General features: G+C 63.6%; 24 protein-coding genes and 2 pseudogenes. 16 read left to right on the forward strand and 10 right to left on the reverse strand.

Going from position 1 to position 25,611, the window contains the following annotated elements:
- Positions 1–286: pseudogene (locus FB457_RS20140) on the reverse strand (hypothetical protein); the annotation flags it as partial.
- A gap of 67 nt (positions 287–353) precedes the next feature.
- On the opposite strand from FB457_RS20140, the gene FB457_RS20145 reads away from it, so the two are divergent.
- The 3 genes and pseudogenes from FB457_RS20145 (at position 354) to FB457_RS20155 (ending at position 3,073) form a co-directional block, all read left to right on the forward strand.
- Complete coding sequence (locus FB457_RS20145; RefSeq protein WP_145782670.1) at positions 354–965, forward strand: hypothetical protein; 612 nt, start codon at positions 354–356, stop codon at positions 963–965.
- A 183-nt stretch (positions 966–1,148) separates the two neighbouring features.
- A pseudogene (locus FB457_RS20150) lies at positions 1,149–1,283 on the forward strand (hypothetical protein); the annotation flags it as partial.
- Between the two features lie 362 nt (positions 1,284–1,645).
- Positions 1,646–3,073, forward strand: coding sequence for a DNA phosphorothioation-associated putative methyltransferase (locus tag FB457_RS20155; protein ID WP_486589085.1), 1,428 nt, complete (start codon positions 1,646–1,648; stop codon positions 3,071–3,073).
- A gap of 3 nt (positions 3,074–3,076) precedes the next feature.
- On the opposite strand, the gene dndA is transcribed toward FB457_RS20155, so the two are convergent.
- Complete coding sequence (gene dndA / locus FB457_RS20160) at positions 3,077–4,219, reverse strand: cysteine desulfurase DndA (protein WP_145782676.1); 1,143 nt, start codon at positions 4,217–4,219, stop codon at positions 3,077–3,079.
- Positions 4,220–4,296: 77 nt separating this feature from the next.
- Here dndA and dndB point away from each other — a divergent pair, with 77 nt between their 5' ends.
- From dndB to dndE, 4 genes are read left to right on the forward strand one after another with little or no spacing between them, the layout of a single operon-like run.
- Positions 4,297–5,427, forward strand: a complete 1,131-nt coding sequence (gene dndB, locus FB457_RS20165; RefSeq protein ID WP_145782678.1) for a DNA sulfur modification protein DndB — start codon at positions 4,297–4,299, stop codon at positions 5,425–5,427.
- Entirely contained in the window at positions 5,424–6,914 is a 1,491-nt protein-coding gene (gene dndC, locus FB457_RS20170; RefSeq protein ID WP_145782680.1) for a DNA phosphorothioation system sulfurtransferase DndC, read from the forward strand. The genes dndB and dndC overlap by 4 nt, the downstream gene beginning before the upstream one ends.
- Positions 6,901–8,895, forward strand: coding sequence for a DNA sulfur modification protein DndD (gene dndD / locus FB457_RS20175; protein WP_145782682.1), 1,995 nt, complete (start codon positions 6,901–6,903; stop codon positions 8,893–8,895). The genes dndC and dndD overlap by 14 nt, the downstream gene beginning before the upstream one ends.
- Complete coding sequence (gene dndE / locus FB457_RS20180) at positions 8,885–9,268, forward strand: DNA sulfur modification protein DndE (protein ID WP_145782684.1); 384 nt, start codon at positions 8,885–8,887, stop codon at positions 9,266–9,268. Before dndD ends, dndE begins: the two co-directional genes overlap by 11 nt.
- Positions 9,269–9,470: 202 nt before the next feature.
- Here the strand turns inward: dndE and FB457_RS20185 are convergent, their stop codons facing one another.
- The 8 genes from FB457_RS20185 to FB457_RS20210 form a co-directional block, all read right to left on the reverse strand.
- Positions 9,471–9,980: a DNA phosphorothioation-associated protein 4 gene (locus FB457_RS20185; RefSeq protein WP_145782686.1), complete on the reverse strand. Its 510-nt coding sequence runs from the start codon at positions 9,978–9,980 to the stop codon at positions 9,471–9,473.
- Positions 9,977–12,040 carry an AAA family ATPase gene (locus tag FB457_RS20190; protein WP_186462014.1) on the reverse strand — a complete coding sequence of 688 codons (2,064 nt, stop codon included), beginning with the start codon at positions 12,038–12,040 and terminating at the stop codon, positions 9,977–9,979. The genes FB457_RS20185 and FB457_RS20190 overlap by 4 nt, the downstream gene beginning before the upstream one ends.
- Entirely contained in the window at positions 12,037–12,201 is a 165-nt protein-coding gene (locus FB457_RS35305; RefSeq protein ID WP_186462015.1) for a hypothetical protein, read from the reverse strand. The genes FB457_RS20190 and FB457_RS35305 overlap by 4 nt, the downstream gene beginning before the upstream one ends.
- 21 nt (positions 12,202–12,222) lie before the next feature.
- Positions 12,223–14,319 carry a DEAD/DEAH box helicase family protein gene (locus FB457_RS20195; protein WP_145782691.1) on the reverse strand — a complete coding sequence of 699 codons (2,097 nt, stop codon included), beginning with the start codon at positions 14,317–14,319 and terminating at the stop codon, positions 12,223–12,225.
- A 1,106-nt stretch (positions 14,320–15,425) separates the two neighbouring features.
- Positions 15,426–15,746: an FAD-dependent oxidoreductase gene (locus FB457_RS36290; RefSeq protein WP_486589086.1), complete on the reverse strand. Its 321-nt coding sequence runs from the start codon at positions 15,744–15,746 to the stop codon at positions 15,426–15,428.
- Entirely contained in the window at positions 15,664–16,368 is a 705-nt protein-coding gene (locus FB457_RS20200; protein WP_486589087.1) for an FAD-dependent oxidoreductase, read from the reverse strand. Before FB457_RS20200 ends, FB457_RS36290 begins: the two co-directional genes overlap by 83 nt.
- Positions 16,369–16,486: 118 nt before the next feature.
- Complete coding sequence (locus FB457_RS20205) at positions 16,487–17,044, reverse strand: GNAT family N-acetyltransferase (protein ID WP_145782692.1); 558 nt, start codon at positions 17,042–17,044, stop codon at positions 16,487–16,489.
- Complete coding sequence (locus tag FB457_RS20210; protein WP_186462016.1) at positions 17,041–18,306, reverse strand: NsdA family TPR-like regulatory protein; 1,266 nt, start codon at positions 18,304–18,306, stop codon at positions 17,041–17,043. The genes FB457_RS20205 and FB457_RS20210 overlap by 4 nt, the downstream gene beginning before the upstream one ends.
- A gap of 247 nt (positions 18,307–18,553) precedes the next feature.
- On the opposite strand from FB457_RS20210, the gene FB457_RS20215 reads away from it, so the two are divergent.
- The 9 genes from FB457_RS20215 to FB457_RS20250 all read left to right on the forward strand — a co-directional run bounded on the left by FB457_RS20215 (position 18,554) and on the right by FB457_RS20250 (position 25,530).
- Entirely contained in the window at positions 18,554–18,799 is a 246-nt protein-coding gene (locus FB457_RS20215) for a hypothetical protein (RefSeq protein ID WP_145782694.1), read from the forward strand.
- 318 nt (positions 18,800–19,117) lie between these two features.
- Positions 19,118–19,372 (forward strand): putative ATP-grasp-modified RiPP, encoded by a 255-nt coding sequence (tgmA, locus tag FB457_RS20220; RefSeq protein ID WP_145782696.1) that lies wholly within the window; start codon positions 19,118–19,120, stop codon positions 19,370–19,372.
- Positions 19,373–19,377: 5 nt separating this feature from the next.
- On the forward strand, positions 19,378–20,373 hold the full coding sequence (tgmB, locus tag FB457_RS20225) for an ATP-grasp ribosomal peptide maturase (RefSeq protein WP_145782698.1): 996 nt from the start codon (positions 19,378–19,380) through the stop codon (positions 20,371–20,373).
- The gene (locus FB457_RS20230) at positions 20,370–21,479 is read left to right on the forward strand and encodes a methyltransferase domain-containing protein (RefSeq protein WP_145782700.1); all 1,110 of its coding nucleotides are present in this window, start codon (positions 20,370–20,372) and stop codon (positions 21,477–21,479) included. The genes tgmB and FB457_RS20230 overlap by 4 nt, the downstream gene beginning before the upstream one ends.
- Before the next feature lie 516 nt (positions 21,480–21,995).
- The gene (locus FB457_RS20235) at positions 21,996–22,868 is read left to right on the forward strand and encodes a zinc-dependent metalloprotease (RefSeq protein ID WP_145782702.1); all 873 of its coding nucleotides are present in this window, start codon (positions 21,996–21,998) and stop codon (positions 22,866–22,868) included.
- On the forward strand, positions 22,865–23,071 hold the full coding sequence (locus tag FB457_RS35310; protein ID WP_186462017.1) for a hypothetical protein: 207 nt from the start codon (positions 22,865–22,867) through the stop codon (positions 23,069–23,071). The genes FB457_RS20235 and FB457_RS35310 overlap by 4 nt, the downstream gene beginning before the upstream one ends.
- 193 nt (positions 23,072–23,264) lie before the next feature.
- Complete coding sequence (locus FB457_RS20240; RefSeq protein WP_186462018.1) at positions 23,265–24,068, forward strand: class I SAM-dependent methyltransferase; 804 nt, start codon at positions 23,265–23,267, stop codon at positions 24,066–24,068.
- A 77-nt stretch (positions 24,069–24,145) separates the two neighbouring features.
- The gene (locus FB457_RS20245) at positions 24,146–24,454 is read left to right on the forward strand and encodes a hypothetical protein (RefSeq protein WP_145782705.1); all 309 of its coding nucleotides are present in this window, start codon (positions 24,146–24,148) and stop codon (positions 24,452–24,454) included.
- A gap of 206 nt (positions 24,455–24,660) precedes the next feature.
- Positions 24,661–25,530, forward strand: coding sequence for a zinc-dependent metalloprotease (locus FB457_RS20250; protein WP_145782707.1), 870 nt, complete (start codon positions 24,661–24,663; stop codon positions 25,528–25,530).
- The last annotated feature ends 81 nt before the right edge of the window (positions 25,531–25,611 follow it).

Here is a 25,611-nt window from a genome sequence, read left to right on the forward strand (position 1 = left end):
CCTTCACCTCGACCGGAACCGGCGCCGGCCCGACCGGCTCCTGCAGCACAGCACCCGCAGCCAGGACCTCGGCCAGCTCCGCGAGCGCGACGACCCGCCGGCCCAGCACAGCCTCCGCCTCCACCAGCTCGACCCGAACCCGGTCCGCCTCGGCACGCAGCTCCTCCACCCGCACCCGCGCAGCCGACTCCCGAGCCTCCAACAACCCCATCACCGACGGCACCCGCATACCTCCCCGACGAAACAACACGACGTGCCGTCCCTGCCGCAGAACCACCGACATCATGCCTGAACAGTGAAAACGCAACGATCACATTCGGAAAGACAACGGCTTCTCACGTCGCGACGGTGAGGTGGAGCTGGCCATCTCCGAGTTCAGCTACACGGTGACCCTGAAGCAGGAGTCACCAGAGTCCGCAGACCCAGAACGGGTAGCGAGACTCCTCATCGATCTCGGCTACAGCCGCTCCGGTCGGCAGTCCCGCTGGGCCGACCGCAAGCGGTGGCGGTTGGAAGACACCCTTGGCGCCGTGCTCCTGGAGCTTGAGACCCGGGCAGTTGAAGATGCGCAGCGCAAGGCGGATGAGGAGCGCGCCAAGGCCGAGCGCAAGATTCGCTGGCAAGCAGCGATGGAGACGGCCAAGGAGCAGGCCGTCCAGGCCCAGTACGACGACATTCTCCGGAAGCAGGCCAACGCTTGGCGCGAGACGGCCTTGCTACGCGCCTACTGCGAGGCCCTGGAGCACCGCCTCGCCACGACGGAGGAGACCGACGAGTCGAAGGTCGGCTCAGCACGCCAGTGGCTGGAGTGGATACGCAGCCGCATCAAAGCCACAGACCCGCTGCGAGATCTGCCCACCATGCCGGCTACCCGGGAACCGAAGGCGGATGAGCTGAAGCCATACCTCACCGGCTGGAGCCCGTACGGACCGGAAGAACACCGCTCCCGCTGGGGTGGCTACTGATTCAGCCCTCCGAGATCGGCCACGGCCACCGCGCTTGCGTGAGTTCTTCCACGGAGCACCGCCTGGACTCACTGCTCGAGCAACTCAACGCTGACGGCGTCGAGGCACTAGCCTCCACCCCCACGTGCTCGACGTGTTCGTCGTACTCCACGCCAACGGCCATGCCCTGCTCTTCTCCGGCGCGTACCGCCCGACAGACTCTGCATGGTCGGCGGCATGTGGAGGCCGGGTGAACAGGTCAGGGCCGGTGCCTCTCGTGAAGCCAGCGACGAGATCGGCGTCGGTCTCGCTCCGACGACCTGGACTTCTGTCACCTGATTCACTACCTCGCCCCACACGGCCAGGTGTTCACGGCGCAGAAGTAGCGCGATGAGCCGTTCAACGCGGAACCGCACCGGCACACCGGTCTGACGTGGGCATCCGGGGCCGTCCGCCTACAGATTGCGCGCCCTACACCGCCGAGGTCCTACCTCGGTTCACGGGCAGCGAGCTGTACTCTGAGCACGGCTGGCCGATCACACTCGACGTGGGTTACCAGTGCCCATCGAGCTCATCGTCACCACTCTGGCATCCGAGACCGGCGAGCCTGCCCCACCGCCCCCGCCGAGATCACCATCGCATCCGAACACCCTCGCTACACTACGGGTGCCCCCAATCCGCGCGTCGACATGGCATCAAGCATGTGGAATATCGATCGTCGCCTAACGGCTATCAGCCGAGCCGGCTTGTCGGTCCCTGCCCGACAGGCTCTTGCAGACCGACAGCTCGGACCAGATCGTACCGTCCTTGACTTCGGCTGCGGCCGAGGTGGCGATGTCCGAGCACTCCAACAACTGGACTGTCAGGTTACGGGTTGGGACCCGCACTACTATGCCGATGCGACGCTCGGGCCGGCGGACGTCGTGCTGCTGACCTATGTTCTGAATGTGATCGAAGATCCCGAGGAGCGCCGAACAACACTCAAACAGGCGTGGGACCTTGCCGACATAGTCCTGGTTGTCTCTGCGCGCCTGACGTGGGAAAGGTCCAAGGTCCAAGGTGATGGATTCGGCGACGGGCTGATCACGAGACGACGTACTTTCCAGCGACTCTTCGGAGCGAGTGAGATCCGCAATTACGTCGAGGAAACCATTGGGACACGGTGCGTCTCGGCGGCTCCCGGCGTGGTGTACGCCTTCAAAGACGACGCGGCCCGTCTCAGCTTCCTCGCCCGGCGGATCGTCCCGGATGCGGAGTGGCTCGCCTCAAAGGACACCACCAGTGCCGTCACGGCTCTCATCGATCACGTCGAACAAAGAGGGCGACCTCCACGAGTCGAAGAGTTGCCACTTCACATGGCCGAGCTGTTGGCTCACCTTCGCCCAAATGAGATCAAGCGCCTCGTCCGGGTCTCTGCCGACACCAGCAAGATCGAAGAGGGGGCTAAGCGCAGCACGCTAAATACCCTGCTTTTCCTCGCCGTTGAGCTATTCAACGGCCGCGGCCCTTTCGGTAGCCTTCCCCTGAGCGTACAGCTCGACATCCGGGCGTTCTTCTCCTCTTACAAGGAGGCTTGTAGGCGAGCCGACCGACTCCTCCTGAAGCTTAATGACGATGTGTATATCCGTGGTGCGATGAGTGCCTCCGCCGTAGGCAAGCTGACCCCCACAGCACTATACGTACACCGCCGAGCAATCGATCGGATGCCGACGGTGCTCCGGCTCTACGAGCACTGCGCGTCCATCGCTGCTGGCCGCCCGCAGGAGTGGACGCTCGCGAAGTTGAAACACCAGGGTCGAGCGGTCAGTTGGCTCCACTACCCCGACTTCGACAACGATCCCCACCCCAGGATCTCCTCTTCGTACCTAGTCCATTTGAAGACCCTGGAAACGTCGTACATCTCTTACGAAACTTCCCCCAACCGACCGCTGCTCCATCGCAAGCACGAGTTCTTGGCGCCCGAGGACCCAGATGTCCCACGGTACGAGCGTCTTACTCGTTCTGAAGTCAACGCTGGGCTGTACGAGAATCTGCACCTCATCGGAACCGAGCAGGGATGGGAGGAGGAATTGCAACGCTGCGGGCGTACTTTGCGGGGGCATCGGCTCGTGCGGCGCACGCCGGAATGAGAGTCAAGCAGATGCAGGCTGAAGCTCAACAATCGCTTCCACGAGCTGCTCGACATCCAGTTCGGCCGCCTGCTCAGGGAACCAAGAGAGTCGCAGGCCGTTCTTTACCGCCTCTTCGGGGAGTCGCATCGCCGCCAAGACGTGGCTGGGGGTGTACGAGGCGCTGGTGCACGCAGATCCCGTCGCCACGGCTACCTGGTTCTTGAGTCGTACAATCAGTGCCTCTGCACTCACACCATCGAAGTGGACGTTGAGGATGTGCGGCACCGCGTGGTCCTGGTCGCCATGTACCTCAAACCTGGTCCGCTGGAGCGCTGCGAGCAGCCGGTCCTTAATCTCGGCAGCTTGGGCGTGCCACTCCTTTTGCTCCGACTGGAAGATCTTGGCAGCCTCGGCAAGACCCATGATCAGTGGTACGGGGAGGGTGCCGGGACGCAGCTTCCTCTCCTGGCCGCCCCCGTACATGATCGGCTCCAGCGGTACGTCCTCAAAGCCCCGCTGCCGCATGATCAGCGCCCCCACCCCCTTGGGCGCTCCGATCTTGTGCCCACTGATGCTGATCAGATCTATCGGAGCCCTGAGATCGTCGGGGACCTTTGCGTATCCCTGCGCGGCGTCGACGTGCAGGTACGTCGCGGTGCGGCGCAGACGATCCGCGAGGTCGGCGACCGGCTGGACGACGCCCGTCTCGTTGTTGACGTGCATGATGGAAACCAGCAGGGTGTCCGATCGCACTTTGGCCAGGATGGCTTCGACAGCGAGGCGACCTGATGGCCCCGGCTCAAGGAAATCGACCTCGAACCCGCGACTCTGCAAATGCTCCAAGGGCTCAAGCACAGACTTGTGCTCAATCGCTGTGGTGACGATGTGGCGACGGCCACACCTCGCACCATGGCCGGCGAGACCGAGGAGAGCAATGTTGTTGCTCTCAGTAGCGCCGCTCGTGAAGATCAACTCATCGGGCTGAGCGCCTACCGTGCTCGCAAGGTACTCGCGCGCCCCCTGGACCGCCTTCTTCGCGCGCGTCCCGTACGCGTGCGTCCGGCTGCCAGCGTTGCCGAACTCCTCCGTCATCCAGTGCAGGACAACGTCCGCCACACGCGGGACCACCCGCGTCGTCGCTGCAGCATCCATGTACGTCACCACGGGACCCACCAAACTTTCGAACGTAACTTCAGCAACCCCTGCACGTCATTTCGCATACGTACGATAGCGTGGCTCCCGTGGGCCCACATACATCTTCGAAGGCTGCTGACGAGGCTACGTCCGCCGGGTTCGACTACGTCTTCCCGGCCATCCGTGGCATCCAGGCAAGGCGCGAGTTCTACGTGTCCATGTGCCCCCTGCGGCTCATCCCTCGCATCTTCCTCTTCGACGACGACGAGCTTTCGCCAGAGGTTCGAGCCCAACGTGTGTTGAACAAGGGCAGGCTGCCGGCACTCACTCGCTACCTTCTCGACAATCCAGACAATTATGTCTTTAGCGCCCTGACTGCATCGGTGGACGGCGACCTCCGCTTCGAGAGCATCGCCGCCGACGGTCCTGGCATGCGCGCTGGCCAGATCCACATACCGATGTCTGCCCGGTTCCTGATCAACGATGGACAACACCGTCGTGCTGCGATTGAACAGGCGCTGCGGGAGAACCCCGACCTCGGCCACGAGACGATTGCGGTCGTGTTCTTCCACGACGCCGGGTTGCAGCGCTGCCAGCAGATGTTCGCCGACCTAAACCGACACGCTGTACGTCCCTCGCGGTCCATCGGGCTGCTCTACGACCAACGCGATGACCTCGCTCACATCGCCCGGCTCCTGGCCATGCGCTCACCAGTGTTCAAGGGCCACATCGAAATGGAGAGCAGCAACCTATCGAAGCGGTCTCGGAAGTTGTTCACCTTGAGCGCGTTGCACTCCGGCACCCGATGCCTACTTCAAGGTCTCGAGCTCGAGAAGGAGCAGGCCGCCGCGATCGCGAGCGCCTACTGGGAAGTAGTCGATGCACAGATACCGGACTGGAGATTGGTCCGTCAGCGCACGTTGTCTGCCCCAGACATCCGCCAGGACTACATCCACAGCCACGGCATCGCGTTGCACGCGTTGGGACGCCTGGGCAACACACTGATCAAGGAGTCGAGTAGTCCAGTCCGGTGGCGTAGCAGCCTCAGGCAGCTCCGCATGGTCGACTGGTCCCGCAGCAATTCGCACTGGGAAGGTCGGGCCATGACAGCCGGCAGAGTTCAGAAGAGTGAGCGGCACATCACGCTGACAGTGAACTATTTGCGCAACCATCTCGGGCTCCCGCTCTCGGCTGACGAGCAGAAGGCTGAGGACGCCCACCTACGAGGAGAGTCATGAGCACCCCGACGCGGCACAAGCCATTCCAGGGCCGCAGCCTCGCCAAAGTCGTTAGCGAACTCACCACAGAGATCCGCGAGCTATACACTGCCGATGAGGTCCCGTGGGTAGTCGGCTATAGCGGCGGCAAGGATTCCACAGCTGTACTTCAGCTGGTATGGCTCGCCTTGCAGGGAATGCCAGAGGATCAGCTCACCAAGCCAGTGCATGTGATCAGCACCGACACCCTCGTCGAGAACCCCATCGTCGCACGTTGGGTCACCCAATCCCTGGAGACGATGCGCACGGCTGCCCAGGCACAAGGGCTGCCAATCGAACCCCATCGCCTCATTCCAGATGTAAAGGACACCTTCTGGGTGGGCCTGATCGGGCGGGGTTACCCCGCTCCTCGGCCCAAGTTCCGGTGGTGCACTGAGCGGCTGAAGATCAGGCCTTCAAACAGCTTCATCCGGCGCGTCGTACGCAAGCACGGAGAGGCGATCCTCGTTCTGGGCATTCGCAAGGCCGAGAGCCAAGCCCGGGCCAAGACCATGGCAAAGCACGAGCAGCGCCGGGTGCGAGATCGCCTTTCACCCAACGGTAATCTGCCGAACTCACTCGTCTACAGCCCGGTTGAGGACTGGACGAACGATGACGTATGGATGTTCCTGATGCAGCAGGACAATCCGTGGGGCCCCCCAAACGAGGACCTGCTCACGATGTACCAAGGGGCCTCCGGGGATGGCGAGTGCCCCTTGGTTGTCGACGACACAACCCCATCCTGTGGCGACAGTCGCTTCGGATGTTGGACCTGCACACTTGTTGAGCAAGACAAGTCAATGTCTGCAATGATCCAGAATGACGAGGAGAAGGTTTGGATGCGCCCCCTCCTCAAGCTCCGAAATGAACTGGACGTTGCAGATGATCGTCATCTCCGGGATTTCCGCAAAATGAACGGCACGATCCAATTGTTCAACGATCGGAACGTGCCAGGTCCGTACACCCAGGAGTCGCGGGAGAACTGGCTTCGCAAGCTCCTCGAAGCGCAAACATACATCCGGCGCAATCCCAAGGTGCCTGAGCACGTGCGCAGCATCGAGCTCATCACAATGGAGGAATTGCACGAGATCCGGCGCCTATGGGTGTTCGAGAAACACGAGGTAGAAGACTCGCTCCCGCGTATCTACAAAGAGAAAACCGGAGAGGAATTCCCTGGGCGACCGCTCGATGAACACCTGGCCATCGGAGCCGATGAAATCGACCTGCTCCGAGAAGTCTGCGAGAACGACGATCTTCATTTCTCCACAGTCCGGGAGCTGCTGGCTGTCGAACGCCGATTCCGAACAATGACTCGACGCTCCGGACTCTTTGAAGCTCTGGAGTCCGCGATTGAGAAGGGCTTCTATGAAGATGAAGAAGACGCCGTAGAGTACGCGCGCCGCCGACGTCAGCGCCGCGACAACCCCCTGTTCACCGCCAGCGAAGCGAGCACCGATGCTTCTACATAACCTCACACTTAACGACTTCGGAGCCTATCGGGGCACTCATACGCTTGAGCTCGCTACCCAGCCCAGCCGACCCATCATCCTCATTGGCGGGCTCAACGGTTGCGGGAAGACGACGCTCTTGGACGCTATCCAGCTGGTGCTTTACGGCGCGCGAGCCCGATGCAGCGGACGCGGAACACGTCCATACGAGACCTACCTCCGAGAGAGCATTAACCGACGAGCGTCCCCTAGCAAGGGGGCCAGCATCGCCCTTGAGTTTTCGATCACCGTCGAGGGCGAGGAGAGAATGTTTGACGTTCATCGGAGCTGGAAAGCAAGCGGAAAATCTCTCAACGAGTTTGTCAGCGTCTTCGTTGATGGAAAACTTGATCCTGTTGCTGGTCAGAATTGGGCAGACTACGTCGAAGATCTCTTGCCTCTCGAAGTAGCTTCACTCTTCTTCTTTGATGGTGAGAGGATTGAGTCACTCGCGGATCCCGACCGCGCAGCTGCCGTCATCGAGTCCGCCGTGCACTCGTTGCTGGGCGTGAACACGATTGAGCAGCTTCGGTCCGATCTGCTTGGACTCCAGCGGCGACACAAACTCTCGAACGAAGACCAGAAGGTGCTCGACCGGATCGGTAAGCTCCAAGCCGACATCGAGGAAGCCGGCCAGCATGCTGCCAAGGCAGCTCAGGAGCGAGCGGCCACGCAGAGTCAACTCGACGCGGCAATGAAGGAGCTGGCCGACGCTGACCACGCATTCGAGAAAGACGGGGGCGACCTCTTCCGCCGCCAAGGAGCACTCGAAGAGGAGCGTAAGACAGTATCCGCGCAACTCGCCGAAGCTACAGATGCCCTGCGTCACGATGTCGCAGCAGGTCCCCTGCCCCTACGCCTGCTCCGAGAGCAACTGGCTGCCGTACTCGAGCAGGCCAACCACGAGCACACAGCTGCGGAGGCAGCACAGGTCGTCGCTGTTCTCGACGAACGCGATCAATGGCTGGTCGATCTCCTGCCCACCACCCTGTCCCAACGAAGCCGCGACTCGATCATCAAGCGACTCGCCGAGGACCGGGCACAACGGGAGGCGGCCGCCGGCCTTGAGCGGATCCTCGATCTTCCGGCACCGGCGATGGACCAGATCAAGCAACTCGAAGATGTCCTCGCTCAGGAACAGGAGCGTGCCCGCCGCCTCCTTGAAGAGACCAGAGCGCATTCGAGGCGGCTGGAAGCCATCGATCGCATGCTCGCCAGCGTCCCGGATGAGGACGCCATCGCCCAGCGTCTCGAGCGTCGCGATCGAGCGCTACGGAACGTCGCCCTCCTCGACGCCCGGGTAGCAGCAGCGGCGGACCAGTTCGGTACTAGCCTGCGCCGAGAAGAGAGCCTCAAGGCAGACCTTGAACGCGCCCATCGAGGCCGTGTGCAGAGTCTGGAAAAGGTAGAGAACTCGGCCCGGCTGATCGCATACTCCGACAAGACTAGGAGCACGCTAGAGAAGTTCGCAGATGCAGTACTGAAACGACATATCAGCAGGTTGGAAGTTGCTGTCTTGGATAGCTTCAACCGTTTGATGCGGAAGAACGGACTCGTCCACGACCTTCAGATCGACATTGACAAGTTTCGTCTCACACTCATCGACGGAGAGGGCAATGACCTCGACCCTGGACGGCTGAGCGCCGGTGAGCGGCAGCTGCTGGCCATCTCACTCCTATGGGGTCTAGCCCGGGTAGCCGGCAACTGGCTGCCCACCGTCATCGATACTCCGCTAGGCCGCCTCGACAGCAAACATCGTGAACATCTTGTTGACAGATACTTCCCCCAGGCGAGCCATCAAGTCTTGCTGCTCTCGACCGACGAAGAGATCGATGAAAGGCTTCTTAAGCGACTGAAGCCGCGGATCGCGCACACGTACATGCTCGTGCACGACGACGACTCGTTCACCACGTCCGTGAAGCCAGGCTACTGGTGGGCTGGAGGTTCGGCGCATGTCGCTTGACACAGTTCGCCTCTCGCAGCAGTCGAAGGATCAACTGATTCGGCTAAAGCGCACCACGGGCATTAAGAACTGGAACATTTTGTGCCGATGGGCCCTCGCCATATCGCTCCAAGATCCATCACCGCCGCTGGTTAAGGAAGTACATTCTGACTCCAATGTGGAGATGACTTGGAAGACGCTCACCGGTTCCTACGGTGACCTCTACCTCGCCTTGCTGAAGCAACGCTGCGCGAGTGATGGCGACTCACCCACCGAAGAAGGAGTAAGCCGAGTGCTTATGATCCACCTCCAGCGTGGCGTTGGCTATCTCGCAGGGAGGAAAGATCTTCGTACCATCCAGGACTTGGTGGCGGAAGCGGTCGAGGCATCCTGATGAGGCAAAGACCGGGAGGGAGAAGCGGACCTCTCCCTCCCGGTCTTTGCAAGGTCGAACTTGTGAGGGCGTATGCTGCGATCACCCAGGTTGATCGCCAATCTGGTGTCGACCAAACGGCCGTCATCTAAGGGCTCGCCTTGGTTTCACGTTGAAACCATTCTTACCAGCAGACCGTTCTTCAAATCGCCATCGGTTCGCGTCATTCCGACGATGACCAGTCGGGTACCGTGAGCAACTTCCGGATGTCGGGATGAACCTTACTTGTTTTCTCTTTGCCGGCGTTCGCCGCTTCACGCACGAGACTCACAAGCACGTCTCGAACCGTTGATCTGCTTGCGTTAATCTTGCCCTGAAGAATTATCAATCCACCGTTGGCGTACTCCTCGAAGATCTTAATGCGATCGGGCAGGCTCTCCTCACTCAAGACTTCGGGGTTGCCCGGCTCATTAAGTACAGCAAGACTCTCGATGAACGTCTCCGCCTGGTACATCTTTTCGAAGACACTGAACCGGATCGGGTCAATGCCTCGCTCAAAGGGTTCACTTCGCTCATGGGACCAACCCAGAGCCGCGGCGAAGAGCATAACCTCTGCCTTGCTCTCAAAGACTCCATCATTGCCGGCTAGTAGCTGTTCGATGAGAGGTTCATGAGCACGTGGGCGTCGGACACGCGGGTCACCCGAGACTTCAACTTCGCCCTCGGTTGTCATTGCTCCACCTCCGTTAGCTGAGCCCCATCGAACTCGGCTTCATCAACCTGATATGCGTATTCCCGACCTCCGACAGTGATCTCGCCGGTGATATCCTGGACCTTCTTTCGCGAATGAGTTGTGATCACGTACTCACGACCTACTCGCGGAGCCAGGTGATCTTCCGCAGCACCCTCAATCTGCGCCTTGTGCGTCAGGACAACCACCTGTGATGTCATGTCAGGAAGGAACGTAGCGACGCGACGTCGATAATCCGCATCTAGATTTCCGAATGCGGCATCGAGGACGACTGGAAAATCAGACATGTCACTCATGGCCAACTCGTCGTATTGAGCGACACTCCGGCATTCTTCTGCGAGTGCAGCCACGAACGCCAGCGCCAGCAGCATATTCTCACCGGTAGACTTCGGAGGACGGCGCCGCTCATCTCCGCTGCCTACCCAGAGCTCCAGCACAAAGTCTGACGTCAGTTCAGGAACGTAATCCTTGAACGATGCCTCCTCAAACACCTTCTTAATCCTGGCGTCAAGGCTCCTGCGCGTACGCTCAGAGAGCAGATCGAGTGAACGCCGGAGAGCTTCTTCCGCATCCTGCAACACACGAATTCGCCTGAGGACAAGTTGATTACTCTTATCCTTCATCTCAAGTGTGTCGAGCTCCTCGATCTTCTGACGCAGCTCACTGGTCAGCTGACTGATCTTGGCTTCAACACCACCTAGCTTCCGGTTCCCATCCCCAACTGCGAGAGTCAACTCATCACGCCGCGACTCAAGTTTGGCGGGGTCTTCACCGGGCGCGTCCTTTAGCTTGGCGCTGAGTTCGTCCAACTTGGCGTTCAGCTCACGAAGCTTCTGCCTGTTCGTCGCGATGGAGGAGTCGAGAGCCGCTAGCTCTGTAATGGTCGTCTTGTAGCGGTCTTCTATTCCGGGCTGGGCACCCTCAAGGTGGGCCCAGGCGCTTTCAACTTCGGCTAGTCCAGCCCTCTGCATCCATGACTCGATACGGCCACGCTCAGGGCTGCCGTTCCCAAGGTGCGTCCCGCAAATGCACTCTGCAGCGTCGAGTAGGTCCTTAACGAAGGTCCTCTTCAACGGAGCGGGGAGATCCCCACGCTCGTGCAGACTGGCGCAGGCTGCAGTAACCTGCGCAGGCATCTCGGGCAGCAGCGTGAGATAGCCCTTTTGGCGAACCAGCGCATTTTGCGCCTTGACGTCGGAGTCCAGCTGGGCCTCGGCCTCATCTCTGTCCCTCACCGCGCGATCTCGGTCTTTTTGGATCGCAGCAGTGCCGTCCAGAGTGCGCAGCCTTGACTCGATGCTGGCGATTTCGTCATTGAGGTGGCCGATGTTCGTTTTGAGTTCGCCTCGTTCCTCCTGCAGGTCCTTCTTCCTGGATTCCAGGGAGTCGATTTTGGCGTTCACCTGCTCAATGTCGCTACCAGCCCCGCCCTCCGACTTGAGCTTGTGACGCATCCTTTTAATCGCTGCCGGCAAGTGACGCGTTGCTCGTACGAGAGGCTCGATGCCGAGCACCGTCTTGATCGCAGACTGAATCTCAGCGTATGCCTCTTGCTTCGCAAGGCGCTCGATGCGCTCACCGTTGATGAAGAAGAAGTCCCTAAGTTGGCTGGGCAGCGCCTTGTCAATGGTGCTGGATGCATTGGGCACCTTCTTCCAAGCGCCGGAACCATCCTCCATGAAGAGATCGAACTGATCTTTTCCTGTGCCTTGCTCTTGCCCTTGTTTACTAACCTGCCGCCTTCGGGTAGCTCGATAGATCCGTCCACGATGCTCAAAGCGTAAAGCTACGCACGCTTCAACTTCTGCACCTTCTGTAGCGGTGCTCCAAGCCTCGGAGTTGATAAGGACTTCGGCGTCCTCGAAGTCGGGGCTGGTCTTTCCATACAGCCCCCAGAGGCAGGCATTAAGCAGGGTGGTCTTCCCTCCGCCATTTGTCCCATAGAACGTAGTTACGTTCCTGTCGGCTGACGTCGAGAATTCCGCTGATTGCGTACCACCGTAGGTCCTGAAGTTGACGAGCTCGATGTCTAGCAGCTTCACTTCACGATTCCTTCCACTGCTGATACGATCTCGTTGGCGATACCTTCTGGCTTCTCTAGATTCAGATGTTCGTGCTCGATCTCGAGAACACGACTGAGGAGGAGCCGCGCTTCCTCGCTCAGCTCTTCAAAGATCTTCGTAATCTCCTCAGATTCGTCCATGGCTTGCGATCTCCCTTCAGACTAGACATCCATTAGTTCGTACTGCTCGCGGAGATCGCGTAGCTCAGCAAGTGCGAACCCTTGGTTTTCTGCGTGGCGAGCGAATTCTATGCATCGTTCTAGCTCTCGACGAAACAATCGTCTCTCGACCTTCCGCAACTCGGGTGTGCCCGGGGGCACGGCGACGAAGTCGACGATATCGGCCCGAGTCTTTCCGTCCGTGCGTCTAAGCACGCGCCCTCTTCTTTGGATGAATTGTCGTGGATTGGTGCTGCTGGCCAACATGTAGGCAATTCGCGCATCCGGGAGGTCGACGCCTTCATCCAAGCAGCGCATGGAGGTGAGAACGCGGATTTCCTGTCCGTTAGCAAAACTCCGTAGAACTTCACGGCGGGTAGCAGCGTTTTCTGTTGCGGTGTACGGATGCGTTGGGATTGCGAGCACAGATCCAGCCAGTGCGGTAACTTCATCGATCTGACGAACCTCGCTAACTCCCTGCCGCGTCGGGCGTGCGCCCTCTGCGCAGTAGATGAGCTGGTGCGTCGAGTTCCTGCGCTTGCTCAGCTGCGTTGCCAGGGCCGCGATCTTCCCTTCCGCGTGGCCAAGTACTTTGGCGCGCTTGCCCAGTAGCTGACTCATCCTCTCCTCGACATCGCCCCCTGCTTCACCCCTCGCGTACAGACGGCTAATCTCGCTCGTGAGTTCCGCATAGAAGTCTGCTTCGTCTTCTGTGAGAGGAACCAGGATCGGAAAGTAGCGATATGGAGTAAGGGAACCCATTTCGATGGCCTCCTTGATCCCCAAATCGATGCAGACTTCACCGAAGAAGTCGACGAGAGCATCGGTTCCGTCTGGATCGAGATGCCGTACGGGTGTTGCAGAGAGCCCAAGTCGAAATGTTGCATTTCCTGGGAGGCATCTCAATAGCCGCGACGCGCCGAGGTTGTGCATCTCGTCGCCGATTGCGAATAGCGGCCATTCGATACTGCTCAGGATGTTCTGGAATCGTTCGCTCGCTAGGGTAGCGTTGGTTACGACGATTGCGAGATGGCGCGCCTGGTCATCCCCACCCAGTGCAGCCAGGCCGTCAAGCAGCTCTGGCTCCCAGACCTGCCATGAATCTCTACATTGGATAGGGGTTACGCCGAATCGCCTAAGCTCATCTGTCCATTGGTCTGCCACTCCGAGCAACGGAACGATGACTACCGTGACCAATGGGCTACCCGCAGCCCGTAGCTGTCGACCGAGCTGGTCGCCAGCCGCGAGAGCCGTGATTGTCTTTCCGGTGCCTGTCGCCATCTGGTAGATACCACGGCCCTCGGCGGCGAGCCATTGCTCAACTGCCTTCTTCTGGTAGCCGTGGAGATTGATTTCTCTCGGAAGAGATAGCCATCCTGAGCTGGAGGTCTCCAGCTTGTTGGTACCAGTTCCTTTAGATGCCCCCTGGCCTATTTCGATGAGTTTCCGGCGGGCCGCCTCCGGAAATTCGAGTATCTGCAGCCCGTGTGTCTTCTCTTCCCAAAGCTGATCGAAATCTTGTTGAATCGATCGAACCCGTCTGACGTCCCCGTCTTCCCAGGAGCAGAACACTTGAATAGACTCAAAATTGTCCAGCATAGCCGAGGCGGTTTCGTTGAGAGATCCCGTAAACGCGAGCTGGTTTCCGAGCGCGTCTGTGATAGTTCCAATCTTCTCGTGGTAGATACCGATGCCACCTTTGGATTTGACGATGGCGATCTTGATGTCCAACTGGCCCTTAGCGATCAGTCGTCCGAGAGCACCGAGCCGCACTAAATCGCTGTCAGGAAGGCCCTCAAGGTCCTCCAGTTCTCGCGTGACGGCTCCCTGCACTACCTTGCGGTACTCATAGCCCTTTTCAATCGCCCGTACGTCTGTTGCATTGAGGTGAGGGCTGGCAATGAGTCGTATCTGGCCTTGCGACGCTTCAAGTTCAGTGATCCCCTGGGACGCTATGGCGAGGGATCCGCTGGTGAAATACCCAACCGCCCGATCGTAGCGAACCGCTTGCTGAAGGCATGGGTTGTAGAAGTCATCCGCGACATCATGTGTATTGCTGCGATAGCGGTCGGCGATGGAAACTAAGCGAAGATTTTTCACGAGGGAGACCCTCTTCCTCTGATCGCAGCCATGAAACCTTGGGCCGTCAGCGGCTCGCGACAGGATGGCACGTATCGAACGGAAAGTCGTTTCTCGTCTTCGTCGTTGAGCGGCAGACACTCTTGGGCTGTAGGCTCCGTGAGTCCCACTAGAAGCGCAGTTAGAATGTCCCGAACCGTGATAGGCCCACACCGATGAAGGTTGCTGAGATCGGGAATTGAGCTTTGGAGCAGTGCCCTCGTGCCCCACAACCCGTTCACAGTAAGAACGGATTGAGCCCTGGGGGTTTCACAATAGGTACGCACGTCGAGGGCCGGTGCCGACCCGACACCGAGTAACCTCTTGATCGGTTCATCCCTCTCTATGGGGGTGAGCTGTTCTGCTATGGAGCGCGCCAGAGATCTGCGCCCCGAGGTGGAGGTTGTCTTCACGAGTGCGGACACAGGTGACCCTGCTTCCAGGCTCAATCCTTCCAACTGGCCGCCCCCAGTCCTGACTCCGCATTGGCCACGCAGTCCTGCGTGACCAGGGTAGCAACGGGGGGCCCGTCTTGATGAGCCGTCTGGTGGCTGCGGGTCAGGGCACGTTCGCTCCCTGCTACTTGCCGTAGAGGTCAGTTGGGCGGCCAAGTCTCGCGGGCAACATGGACGTCAGTTCGGTTCTTGCTGTTCGACGCAGCCCGCTCCTCCGAGCCCCGGATCCGCTTCTTGCGACTCGAACTCGCCCCTGTAGGTGGCCAACGTTCACCTCCGCGCCTGGCCTGCTCTGAGCGAGATCAGATATCTGACGGTCCAACGCGAGAACCGGGGTGTAGTGGATCCGGTGACGCCGCCGTAGTAAGCCGCGCGGTAGGGGCGTTCGCTGCCATGGTGGCGCGCGCCTTGTACGAGGTGACCACTCTGCGCGGACGTGGGACGCCGACGGGACGGAGATTTTCGATCAACCGCAGCTCGTCGGCCATCGGGTCGAGCGTGGGGACTGACCACGGCTTCGCAGCTGTGGGGATGTTGGCATCCGGCACCCCGAAGTGCGCCTCCAGCTTCAGCCTGGTTACGTCCTCACCCGATCCTTGCAGTTGCGGTTCGCGATCACGCGAGTGGAGGAGGCTACTGCTCGTTCGCGAGCAGACGGTGGACTTCCCGAGCGCATCCCCAGGACAGGGTGGCGCCGGCGCCGCCGTGGCCGTAGTTGTGGATCACCGGAGTCCCGTCGGTTCGGCGATCGACCGTCACTCGTACTCTGGGCCTGGTCGGCCGGAGACCGACGCGGTGGTCGACAACCGTGGACTGGGCCAGCCGGGGCTCCACGGCAGTGCAGCGGGCGAGGATGTCGGCTGCGGCCTTCTCATCCGGCTCCAAGCTGCCGTCGCCATCGAGGGCGGTGCCGCCGAGGACCACGGTGTCGCCGTGGGGGTAGATGCAGAGCAAGTCCGGTGATGGGCCGGTGTCTTCGGAGAAGAAGTCGGGCAGGCCCGGCGTGTTGGCCCCGGAGGGGTCGCATGGTCGCGTCGGAGGCTAGGTGCGCCGCGCCCATGCCCGTGCAGTTGATGATCGTTGACGCCTGGGGGGCGTCATCGAGTGTGGGTACCGTCTGTTGCTCGATCGCGCTGCCGGCCGTTCGCAGGCGGTGCTCCAGGTACCGCAGGTACGTAGGCGTGTCGATCAGCGGGACTGTGAAGCGGTAGCCGGAGGCGAAGCCGGACGGGAGTTCGGCGCGCGGGACCGGCTGGAAGCATGGTAGCGCGGTTGCCCAGTCTGGTGCCTCGTCAGCGCTGCGGGACGCCTCGATGCCGGACGCTGCCCGGACTCCAGTTGCCGAGTCGGCTGCAAGACCGCGAAAAGTCTCCAGCGAGTACTGGCTCCACTGGTCTACCAGTTCCTTGGGCTCTACGAGGTACGGGCCCCACATCGCCCCAGCGGCCATTGAGGTCACGCCGGGGATCTCTTCCGCAATAATTCGCACGGCCAGACCTGCCTCGGCCAGGACGACGGCCGTGGTGAGGCCAACGACCCCAGCGTCAAGTACAACATTGTCGCCTTGGAGTGTCATTTTTGTGCTCTAACTGATCGCGAAGACGGTCGAGTTGTATTGGAAATGGGGGCCTGTTTTCAAGACGAGGAACTAAGGTTGCGAGGGCCGGCGGAATGTAGAGGCAGAGGAGGGCAGTTCACGCCCTGTGCAGGGGGGCGCGCATCATGGCGGTGAAGACCGGGGAGTCGGGGAAGGGTTGTTGTTCGCCGATCTTCTCGTAGCCCCACCGTTCGTACACGGCTTGGACCTTCCCGCCACCGGCTTTCGGGTTGACCAGCAGAGTGACGCGCTGTTCGGCGCGAGGGGCGAGGAGGTGTTCGTGGAGGGCCTTGGCGGTGCCGGTGCCCCGCCAGGACTTGCGGACGACGATCTCGTTCAGGGCCAGGGTGCGGTGGCCGTCCTCGGTGGTGTAGCCGTCCGGCAGCGGGGTGGTCATGGCCGTCCACCACCTTGTGCCCGGCGCGAGTGGGACGCAGTACGCGAAGCCGACTGGGGTGTCGCCTTCATAGCCGATGACCGCCTCCCAGCCGGGAGCTGATGCATGGCCCGTGAGGCGTTCGTTGAAGCGTTCGCGGGAGTAGAACGGTCCGGTCAGACCGAGGTCGCCGGCCCGGACTTCGATGTGGATGTCGCAGATCGTCTGGCGTACGTCCTCGATGCGGCTCTGGTCGTAGCGCTGGAATTCGACGGTCACGGGCTTGTGCTCTTTTCCGTTCGGGCGGCTTTCGCTTCGAGCCACTGGCGGGTTTCGGCGGCGTGGGGTGCCACCTTGGTCAGCCGTTTGCCGAAGGCATCCAGCAGACCGGAAACGCGGCCGTGCCGGGTCTCTGCGGGCACCTTTAGGGCCGTGGCGACAGCGGGTTCCAGGTCGTCCTGTCCGAGCTGGGCGTGCGCGAGGTGGGCGAGTGCGAGGGCTCGGTTTCGCTGGAAGCCCGACCGCAGCAGGGTGAGGTGGCGGTGGGCGTGTGCTTCGGCTTCCGCCCAGCGACCCAGGGTCAGATGGGTGGTCAGCGCCAGCAGTTCCAGCTCGGCCTGGTCGTAGAACGCCATCCAGGGTGGTCGGTGGGCGTCGGGGTCAGCGCGGTCCAAGGCGTGCTGTGCGTGGTCCAGTGAGCGGCGGGCGGCGGGAGTGTTGCCGTCGTCGGCACGGTGGACGGCGGTGCGGGCGTGGGCGAGGGAGGCGTACAGCGGATCGCGGCGGGTAATGGGGGTGCTGCGAGCGGCGTCGTCCGCGGCGAGAGCGTCTGTGCTGCGACCGAGCTGGCGGTACAGCGCTCCTGCGTGGCCCCAGACGCGGAACTGCACCGCAGGATCGGCGGACAGCCCGGCGAGGGTCACGGCCTTGTTCAGGTGCTGTGTGGCCTCGTCCAGGCGTCGGCCGTCGATAGCGGCCCACATGGCGGATGAGGTGAAGGCGGCAGCGAGGGAGTACAGCTCACCGCGTACGCGCTGGCTGGCGATGCTGTTCTGCTGAAGGTCCAGGGTCTGGGCGGCCAGGCGGGCGGCCCGAGCTTCCACGGCCTGGGTGCCTCCGTGACGGTTGTCCGAGGCCACAAGATCGGCGAGTTTGGCGGTGAGACGGTCCACGTCCGAGCTTCCGATGCGCGGTATAGGGCTGCTCGTGGTTGCCAAGGGCACGGCCGCTGTGCCGGCGCTGGCGGTGATGAAGGTGCGTCGCCGCACGGGACCCTCCGGTGGTGCAGGGCGGGTGTCTTTCCCTCGCCGGACGAATCCCAGGTCCTCGGGTGACTTGCCCGTCACTATCTCCAAAGCGACGCGCTGTTTGGCTTGGGGCCAGGAGACCTCGCCGCGCAGCCAACGGCGCACGCTGCGGTCAGTCAGCATTCCCCGACGACCGGCTAGCTGGCCGATGGCGTCGTTGACGTCCTCGGCGAACTCGGTCTCGGTCATGCCGGTTTCGGCGAGATAAGTGGCTAAGGCCGTGTTCAGGGCCATAGCTCCACGCTAGGACTTCGCGGCCTGCGGCAATAGTAAAGAGAACGTCAAGTCGTCCGGTGTTGCGGGCTCTACCGCGAGGCACTTCGACCTGTTCACAACCATCTCTGCCCAGTTGTCTAGGTGGTGCCAGTCCCCCACGCACCGAAGCGGGAGCAGAGATACCGCCTGCCCGCGGTGTCATCGGCTCACCCGTGCGTGCTGGGCGCTGGCACACCTCGTACCAACCGCAGAGGCGGAGATGCCAATGAGCGCCAGAGACCTGGGGATGGGCCATCGATCGCATCCATGGCTGGGCCGCCGCGTAGTCGACACCGAACACGGCGACCGCGTGGGCGTTCTACGGGCCGTCGCGCCCGATGTGAACGACATTCGCACGGAGCCCGTCGTGGCGGTGCCGAGCACGCCGCCGGTCGCATGGCTGGCTCCAGAGCACGGCGGCGGCCGCGAGTGGACCACGAGCCTCACCGCGATCCAGGAGGCAGCCCAGTGACACCGCCACGGCATGCACGTCCTGCTGAGCCCATCCGATTAGGCGTATGGCGCCAGGTCGCGCCGCTCGGCGTCCTCGGAGCCGACGCCCCGGCAGCCGTCCTCGTCGTCGGTGCGGAGGCCCGCGGTGGGCCTGTGCCGTCGGTGTACGCACCGGATAGCGCGTCGGCCGAGGACGGCGCCCGTGAGGGCCCCTTCCTCGGCCGAAGTAGAGCTCCCGCCGCCGTCTCGGTGGGCCTGCCTCGACGTTCACGAGGCCGTCCATCTGCCCGGCGGACGGGGAGAACGACCGTGCACCACTCAGTGAGGAGGCAGTTTCATGACAGCAACGCTCAAGGCCGAACGGGTGCCTTTCGGCGCCCGTGGGCTCCAGCCGGCCTACACCGTGCACATCAATCCGGACGAGTTCACCTACGACTCCGAGCGGCAGGTCAACGTGATGCCGGACGGCGAGCTGTGGGCCGAGACGGCCGTGGCTGCGTCCAGCACCGCCACAAACAACGACACCCAGCCCGGTGTTCCGCCGGACGAGGACTCCGACCCCTACGCCTTCCCGGGCGACGAGGAGAGGTAGCAGCCGTGCCCGCCTCGCCTGGCAGTGTCCTGGTCGTAGCCGAGGAGTTGGATGCGACCGCGGATCTGGTCGTGGCCGCCCTCGCCGAACGGGAAGTGCCTGTGATCCGGTTCGACCTGGCGGACTTCCCTCAGCACATCACCCTCGCTGCCATGCACGCCGGAAACGCCTCTGGCTGGCAAGGGACGCTCCGGGCGACCGCGGGCCGCAGCACCCGGCTGGAGGAGGTCCGGGCCGTCTACTACCGGCGGCCCGGCCTTCCCCGGCTCTCTCCAGTGGTCGCCGAGGAGTACCGAGACTGGGCTCGCGCCCAGGCGCTCGTCGGCATGGTGCAGGTGCTGTCCAGCCTGCCGGTGGCGTGGATGCACCATCCCGACCTGTATCGGGCCGCCGCGCACAAGCCCGGCCAGTTGGCCGCCGCCGCAGCCGCCGGCCTGAGCGTTCCACGCACGTTGATCACCAACAGTCTGTCGGAAGCCCGCGCCTGGGCCGAGACCATCGGCGGCCCGCTGGCGTGCAAGCCGGTCACCGCCGGAACCATCACCCTGCCGCACCAGCGGCCGACACTGTTACCCACCCGCCGCATCGGTGCGGACGACCTCGACGACACCTTGGAACTGACCTGCCACCTGCTTCAGGAGTGGGTCGAGACCGCCTACGAGGTCCGGCTGACCGTCGTCGGCGACACGATGTTCCCCGTGGCGATCCACGCGCACAGCGACGCGGCCCGCACCGACTGGCGGGCTGACTACGACGCCCTGACCTACGAGCCGACCTTCCTTCCCGTGCCTGTGGCCGCGGCCGTACGACGGCTGATGGCTCACTACCAGCTCAACTACGGCGCCATCGACTTCGGCGTCACCCCAGACGGCCGATGGCGCTTCTACGAGATCAACCCTGCCGGGCAGTGGCAGTTCATCGCCGCTGCCACCGGCTTACCCATCGCCCAGGCCCACGCAGAACTTCTCGCCGGACCGACCACCGCTAGGAGCCACGCATGACCGTCGCCGATCCCGCTACCGCCAGCCGACTGCGGCAGGCTATGGCAGAGACGATCACCGAAAGCGGCGATCCCTGGCGCCTGGCGTTCGCCGAGGTGCCCCGGCATCTCTTCGTCCCCACCTTCTGGAAGCAGAACCGCCAACGGACGTGGCAGCCAGTCGGCGCCAGCGCCCCGGGCTACCTGGAGGAGATCTACTCGGACCAGGCTCTGACGACACAGCTCGACGGCGGGGAACCGACCTCCTCGACCAGCCAGCCCAGCGTCATGCTGACCATGCTGAACGCCCTCGACATCCACGACGGACAGCGCGTGCTGGAGATCGGCACCGGCACGGGCTACAACGCCGCCCTGCTCTGCCATCGGATTGGTGACCGCCAGATCGCCACCATCGACGTAGACCCCGAACTGACCGGCCTGGCCGAAGCCCGACTCGCCCAGAGCCGATACCGTCCCGCCGTCTACACCGGCGACGGCGCCGTAGGCGTGCCACAAAGAGCGCCGTTCGACCGGATCATCGCCACCTGCCAGCTCAGCAGTGTGCCGCACGCCTGGCTGGGACAAGCGGCTGAGGGCGCGGTCATCGTCGTGCCGATCGGCTGGGGCCTCGCTCGCCTGGCTGTGCACGGGCAACGCGCAGAAGGACGCTTCCAGGCGGGAGGCGTCCAGTTCATGCCCCGCCGCCAGGCCCCCGCCGCCGAAGCCACCACCGCTCCCCGATTCGGGGAGCTGAGCACAGCCACTCCGAGCCATACCGAGATTCCCGTCGCTAACGTCCTCGACCATCTGGGTTTCCCCCTGTCCCTGGCGCTGGGCGGCTACTCCTCTTGCACCTGGACAAGCGACGCCACAGGCGAACTCGAAGCCATCGGCATCTGGACTCCCGACGGCTCCGTGGTTCGCGCCGAGACAAACGGGACCGTACGCCAAGCTGGCCCCCGTCAACTCTGGCGCACCGCCGAAGAAATCCACGACCTCTTCGGCGCCGCACCCCCGGACCGCGACGACTTCGGCCTCACGGCAACACGCGACAGCCAATGCGTGTGGTTCAAGACCCCAGACGGCCCGCACTGGCACCTCCCGCGCGAAAACCGCCTGCCAACGTGATCAATGCCGAAGGGCGGACTACGAGCCTGACGGCAGCGAGTACGGGGTGGCCCAGTCCGAACCTCCGACTACTTCGGTCGGCAAGGTCAGTCCATCTGATGGCGCGGCACCTCCACCCGCTGCCCGTGACCGCCATATAAGCCCCCGACCGACCCGGCGCCCTGACTTCGCGCGTGCGGGCCGGTCGGGCGGGGCGGGTCGCCGTTCAGTCGGCTCCGGCGGCCTGCCCCATCGCCAGGTCCTCTGGGTGCCCTTCCGCCTCGGATCTGCCGGCACATGCCGGGTTCGTGATCGACCCGTGGCGGCGCCCCGCTCACCGGGTCCGACGAGATCACGCGACCCGGGACGCACCTGCCATCGCGAGCCCTGGCGAAGGGCAGGCCCCGGGGCGGGGCACGGCCGCCGAGGAGAGAACGAGGAATTCCTGTGCAGCCGCACGGGCACATCGGCGCACCCCTGCGCCCGCAGAACCCCGTACTCGCAAGAACCCCTGTACTTGCAAGGAGCACTTCTTCGATGTCCACCGACATCCACATCGACAACAAGGCCGGGTTACACCACGGCGAGCTGGCCGGCCGGGTGCAGACGATCGTCGACCGGTGCGTGCCCGAGGTGGCCGGGGCCGTGGGGATGGAGTTGCCCTCCGCCCTGACGATCCGGTTGCTCACCCCGCCCGCCTGGCGCAAGCGCGTCGTGGGCAACACGCGAGAGCGGATTGCCGCGGAGGTTCGCGATCTCGCGCCGGACGCTGGCGCGGTGAAGAAGGCAAACCTTCAGGCGGCGCTCCAGCCTTTCGCACTGCGCCTGGTGTGGATGCAGCTCGGGCCCCGGGCGGTGCGGCTGCCGGAGGGCGCTGCCGAGATCTGGCTCGCGCCGGAATCCCTTCGCCACACCGGTCTCTACCACGACGAAGACGAGCTGACGCTGTGCTTCGCCTTCGGATTGATCGGTCACGCGCAGCAGCTTCGCTCACCGCTCCTGGCGACCGTCGATTCCCCTTTCCAGCACGAGCGGGGCTGGGCCGGCCGCGCGGCCGTACCGTTCGCCGGGGGGCACGCCACCTGGGGCGGCACGCGGATCGCCACCAAGATCCTCGGCCACACCCCCCACGCGGACGGCAAGGCCCGCCAGGGCCAATCGTTGCAGTCCCGCTTCTGGGGAAAGGTGTTCGGCCAGGAGCGGAAGGCCCGCTTCGAGGACCCGCTGCGGTTCTTCGACCAGGTCATCGAAGGCACCGACGCAGAGCCGGGACTGGGGATCGAGCGCTTCAACGGAGTCTGGTCGGACATCGAGTGCTTCCCCACCACCGAGGAGATGTCGAACCCGCGCCAGTGGCTCAAGCGCGTCCGCCCGCTGCTGGCCGACACCCGCCCGGGAGACGAGCGGTGAGCCGCCACAAGCGCGTCCCAGACCAGGAGCAGGGCGAATCCCATGATCTGCCGGGACTGGGCCTGTGGCCGCTCCTGTGGCTCACCGCGATCGTCATCGCCATCCCCGTCTTCGTCTTCGGAGACCCGGCCCGCGGCGCCGAGCCCGCCGCCACCTGCACCAGCGCCGCGCCCGCCGTCGAGAACACGGCCGATAGCTGGTAGCGCACCGCCCGCGCCTACCCGTGGTGGGCACCCAGACTCCGCCGTTCGTTCCTGGGGCGGTCGCGACGGCGGAACGCCGGGCCGCCGGCTCGTACCAGCCGGCGGCCCGGCCCTGAGCACCACGTCACGGCCGCGGCCCGCCCCAACACCGCGGGCCGCGGCCATCAACTGCACCACGAATAGGGGAAATATCGTGTCGTTATATGCCGATCCGGGTGAGATCTTTACCGGCACCGCCAGCTTCTACTCCGCCCGGCCGGGCTACCCGGACGAGCTGCTGGACCGCATCGCCCGCCTCGCCGGCGGGCCCGGCGCCCGGGTGCTCGACCTCGGCACCGGTACCGGCGTCGTCGCACGTGCGCTGGCCGCCCGCGGCCTGGACGTGCTCGCGGTCGACCCCTGCCGCGAGATGCTGGAGGAAGCCCGCCGCCTGGCGGCGGCCAGCGGCCACGACTCCATCGAGTGGCGGGAAGGGACCGCCGAAGAGCTGCCGAGCAGCCTGGGGCCGGTCGCCCTGGCCGTGATCGGGGACGCCTTCCACTGGATGGACCGCGACCGGGTGCTGCGCGTCCTGCTCCAGCTCATCACGCCGGACGGGTGCATCGCGCTGCTGTCGCACCGCTGGCCCGGCTACCCCAAGCCGTCGTGGACCCCCCTCCTTGAGCAGGTCCGCAGCCGGCACCTGGGCCCGAACCGGCACGCAGGACCGACCGGCGAATTCACCCGGCCGCAAGCCGATCACGAACGCGTCTTCCGCGACTCGGCGTTCGGGCACCTGACCCGGATCACCACCGACTACACGATCGACGTCGACCTCGACCGCCTCATCACCTGGCAGGTCTCCCAGGCCCACTCCTCACTGCCGCTGCTGGGGGAAGGACTGGCGGCCTACGAGGCCGACCTTCGCACCCTGCTGCGCGCCTGGCAGCCGACCGGACGGTTCCGCGAAGTCAGCCAGGCCCACCTGCTCATCGCGCGCCGCGGCGACGCCCGGTGATCTGCCACCAGCAGTAGGACCCGACCGCCCCCGGGCCGAAGCAAGCCCATGACCCACGAGAGTGAAGGCGCACGCACGTGCCCAAGAAGCGCAAAACGATCTCACCGCAGAAGGTCCTGCAATCGATACGCCACAAGGGCCTGCGCAAGGTCGCCAAAACCGCCAGAGAACAGGGCTTCGAACTGGGGGCGACCCGGGGCGATCACATCTACCTGCAGTGCCCCACGTGCCTGGTGAGGCTCACCTTCTCCATGACCGTCTCCGAGTCCCACGAACGCGTGGTGCCGAAGTTCGTATGTCGCCTGCGCAAACACGGACTGGTCTACGACGGCCGGGGCGGCCAGCACACCGCCGAACCCGCGTTCACCAGCACCCAGAACCCGTAACCGACCACCAGCCGCTGTTCCACCGGCACCGTCCTGCCCCTGCGCGGCCATGCCGCCCGGACCACGCCCTGCCCGCCCACGGCGGGCAGCGGTCTGGGGCCCGATGTGCTCGGCCGTTCGAACCGTGCAGGGGGCATCCGCCAACCGCCAATCCACGACCGAGCTTTCAACCGGAGCATCCATCCCTCATGCCACCCCCCAGCTATATGCACGTAGAGAACGAAGCCGGCCGCCGCCACCATGCCCTCGCCCACCGCATCGAGCACATAGCCACTGCGTGCGCCCCACACGTCGAGGACATCACCGGCCTGCTGCTCCCCCCGCGGGTAGTCATCCGCTTGGTCGCTCCCGCCGAACTCCGCGCCGCCCGCCAGGCGCACTACGAGCGGCTGCTCACCGCCGAAGTACGGGAACTCCTCCCGCGCGCACCCCACGTCCACGCGGCACGCAAGCAGACGCAGCAGCAAAAGGATGGCCCCGCACGCCGACCGGGAGTAACTGCGCAGACGATCCTCACCGCCGACGGCGGCGCCGAAATCCTGATGACTCCGAAGGCCATACGCCGCGCTAGACGCGACGAGGACGACAGTTGGCTGCACCTGACCCTTGCTCAGGCGCTGTGCCGGCCAGCCCAACACCGCGCTTCCCAAGGGACGGCACTCGTTCTGATCGACACACCGTTTCCGCATGCGCGAGGCGTTGACGGCCTCGCCCTAGAGGACCTGACCGCGGGGCACGCCATGTGGGCCGGACGGCGGGTGCAGACCACCTTCCTGCGCACCCCGCTGACCGAGCCAGCCACCCCGAAGACCTCCTGGGCGTATCGCAGGCACGAGACGCGGACCTGGCCGGCAGCAGAAGCGGTCGCCCACCGAGCAGAGGACTTCGTCACCTACGTGATGGGCCAGTTGGGGACCGCTCTCTTCAACAGGCTGTGGCAGCACCTCGACCTTGCCCCGACCCACGACGAACTGGGCACTCCGATCCAGTGGGTCACGCGCATCTACCCCCTGCTCGCAGCCGGCGACCCCGTGCGTGAACCCTTTTCGGCACGACCGACCCCGCGGTTCAACTGACGCGCTGGCCCAGCGGCACCCGGGCTCACCCATGCAGAACAGCCCGAGGGGCCGCCCCTCACCGTCAGGACAGGGCCGGGC

Source organism: Streptomyces sp. CNZ287 (assembly GCF_007827615.1).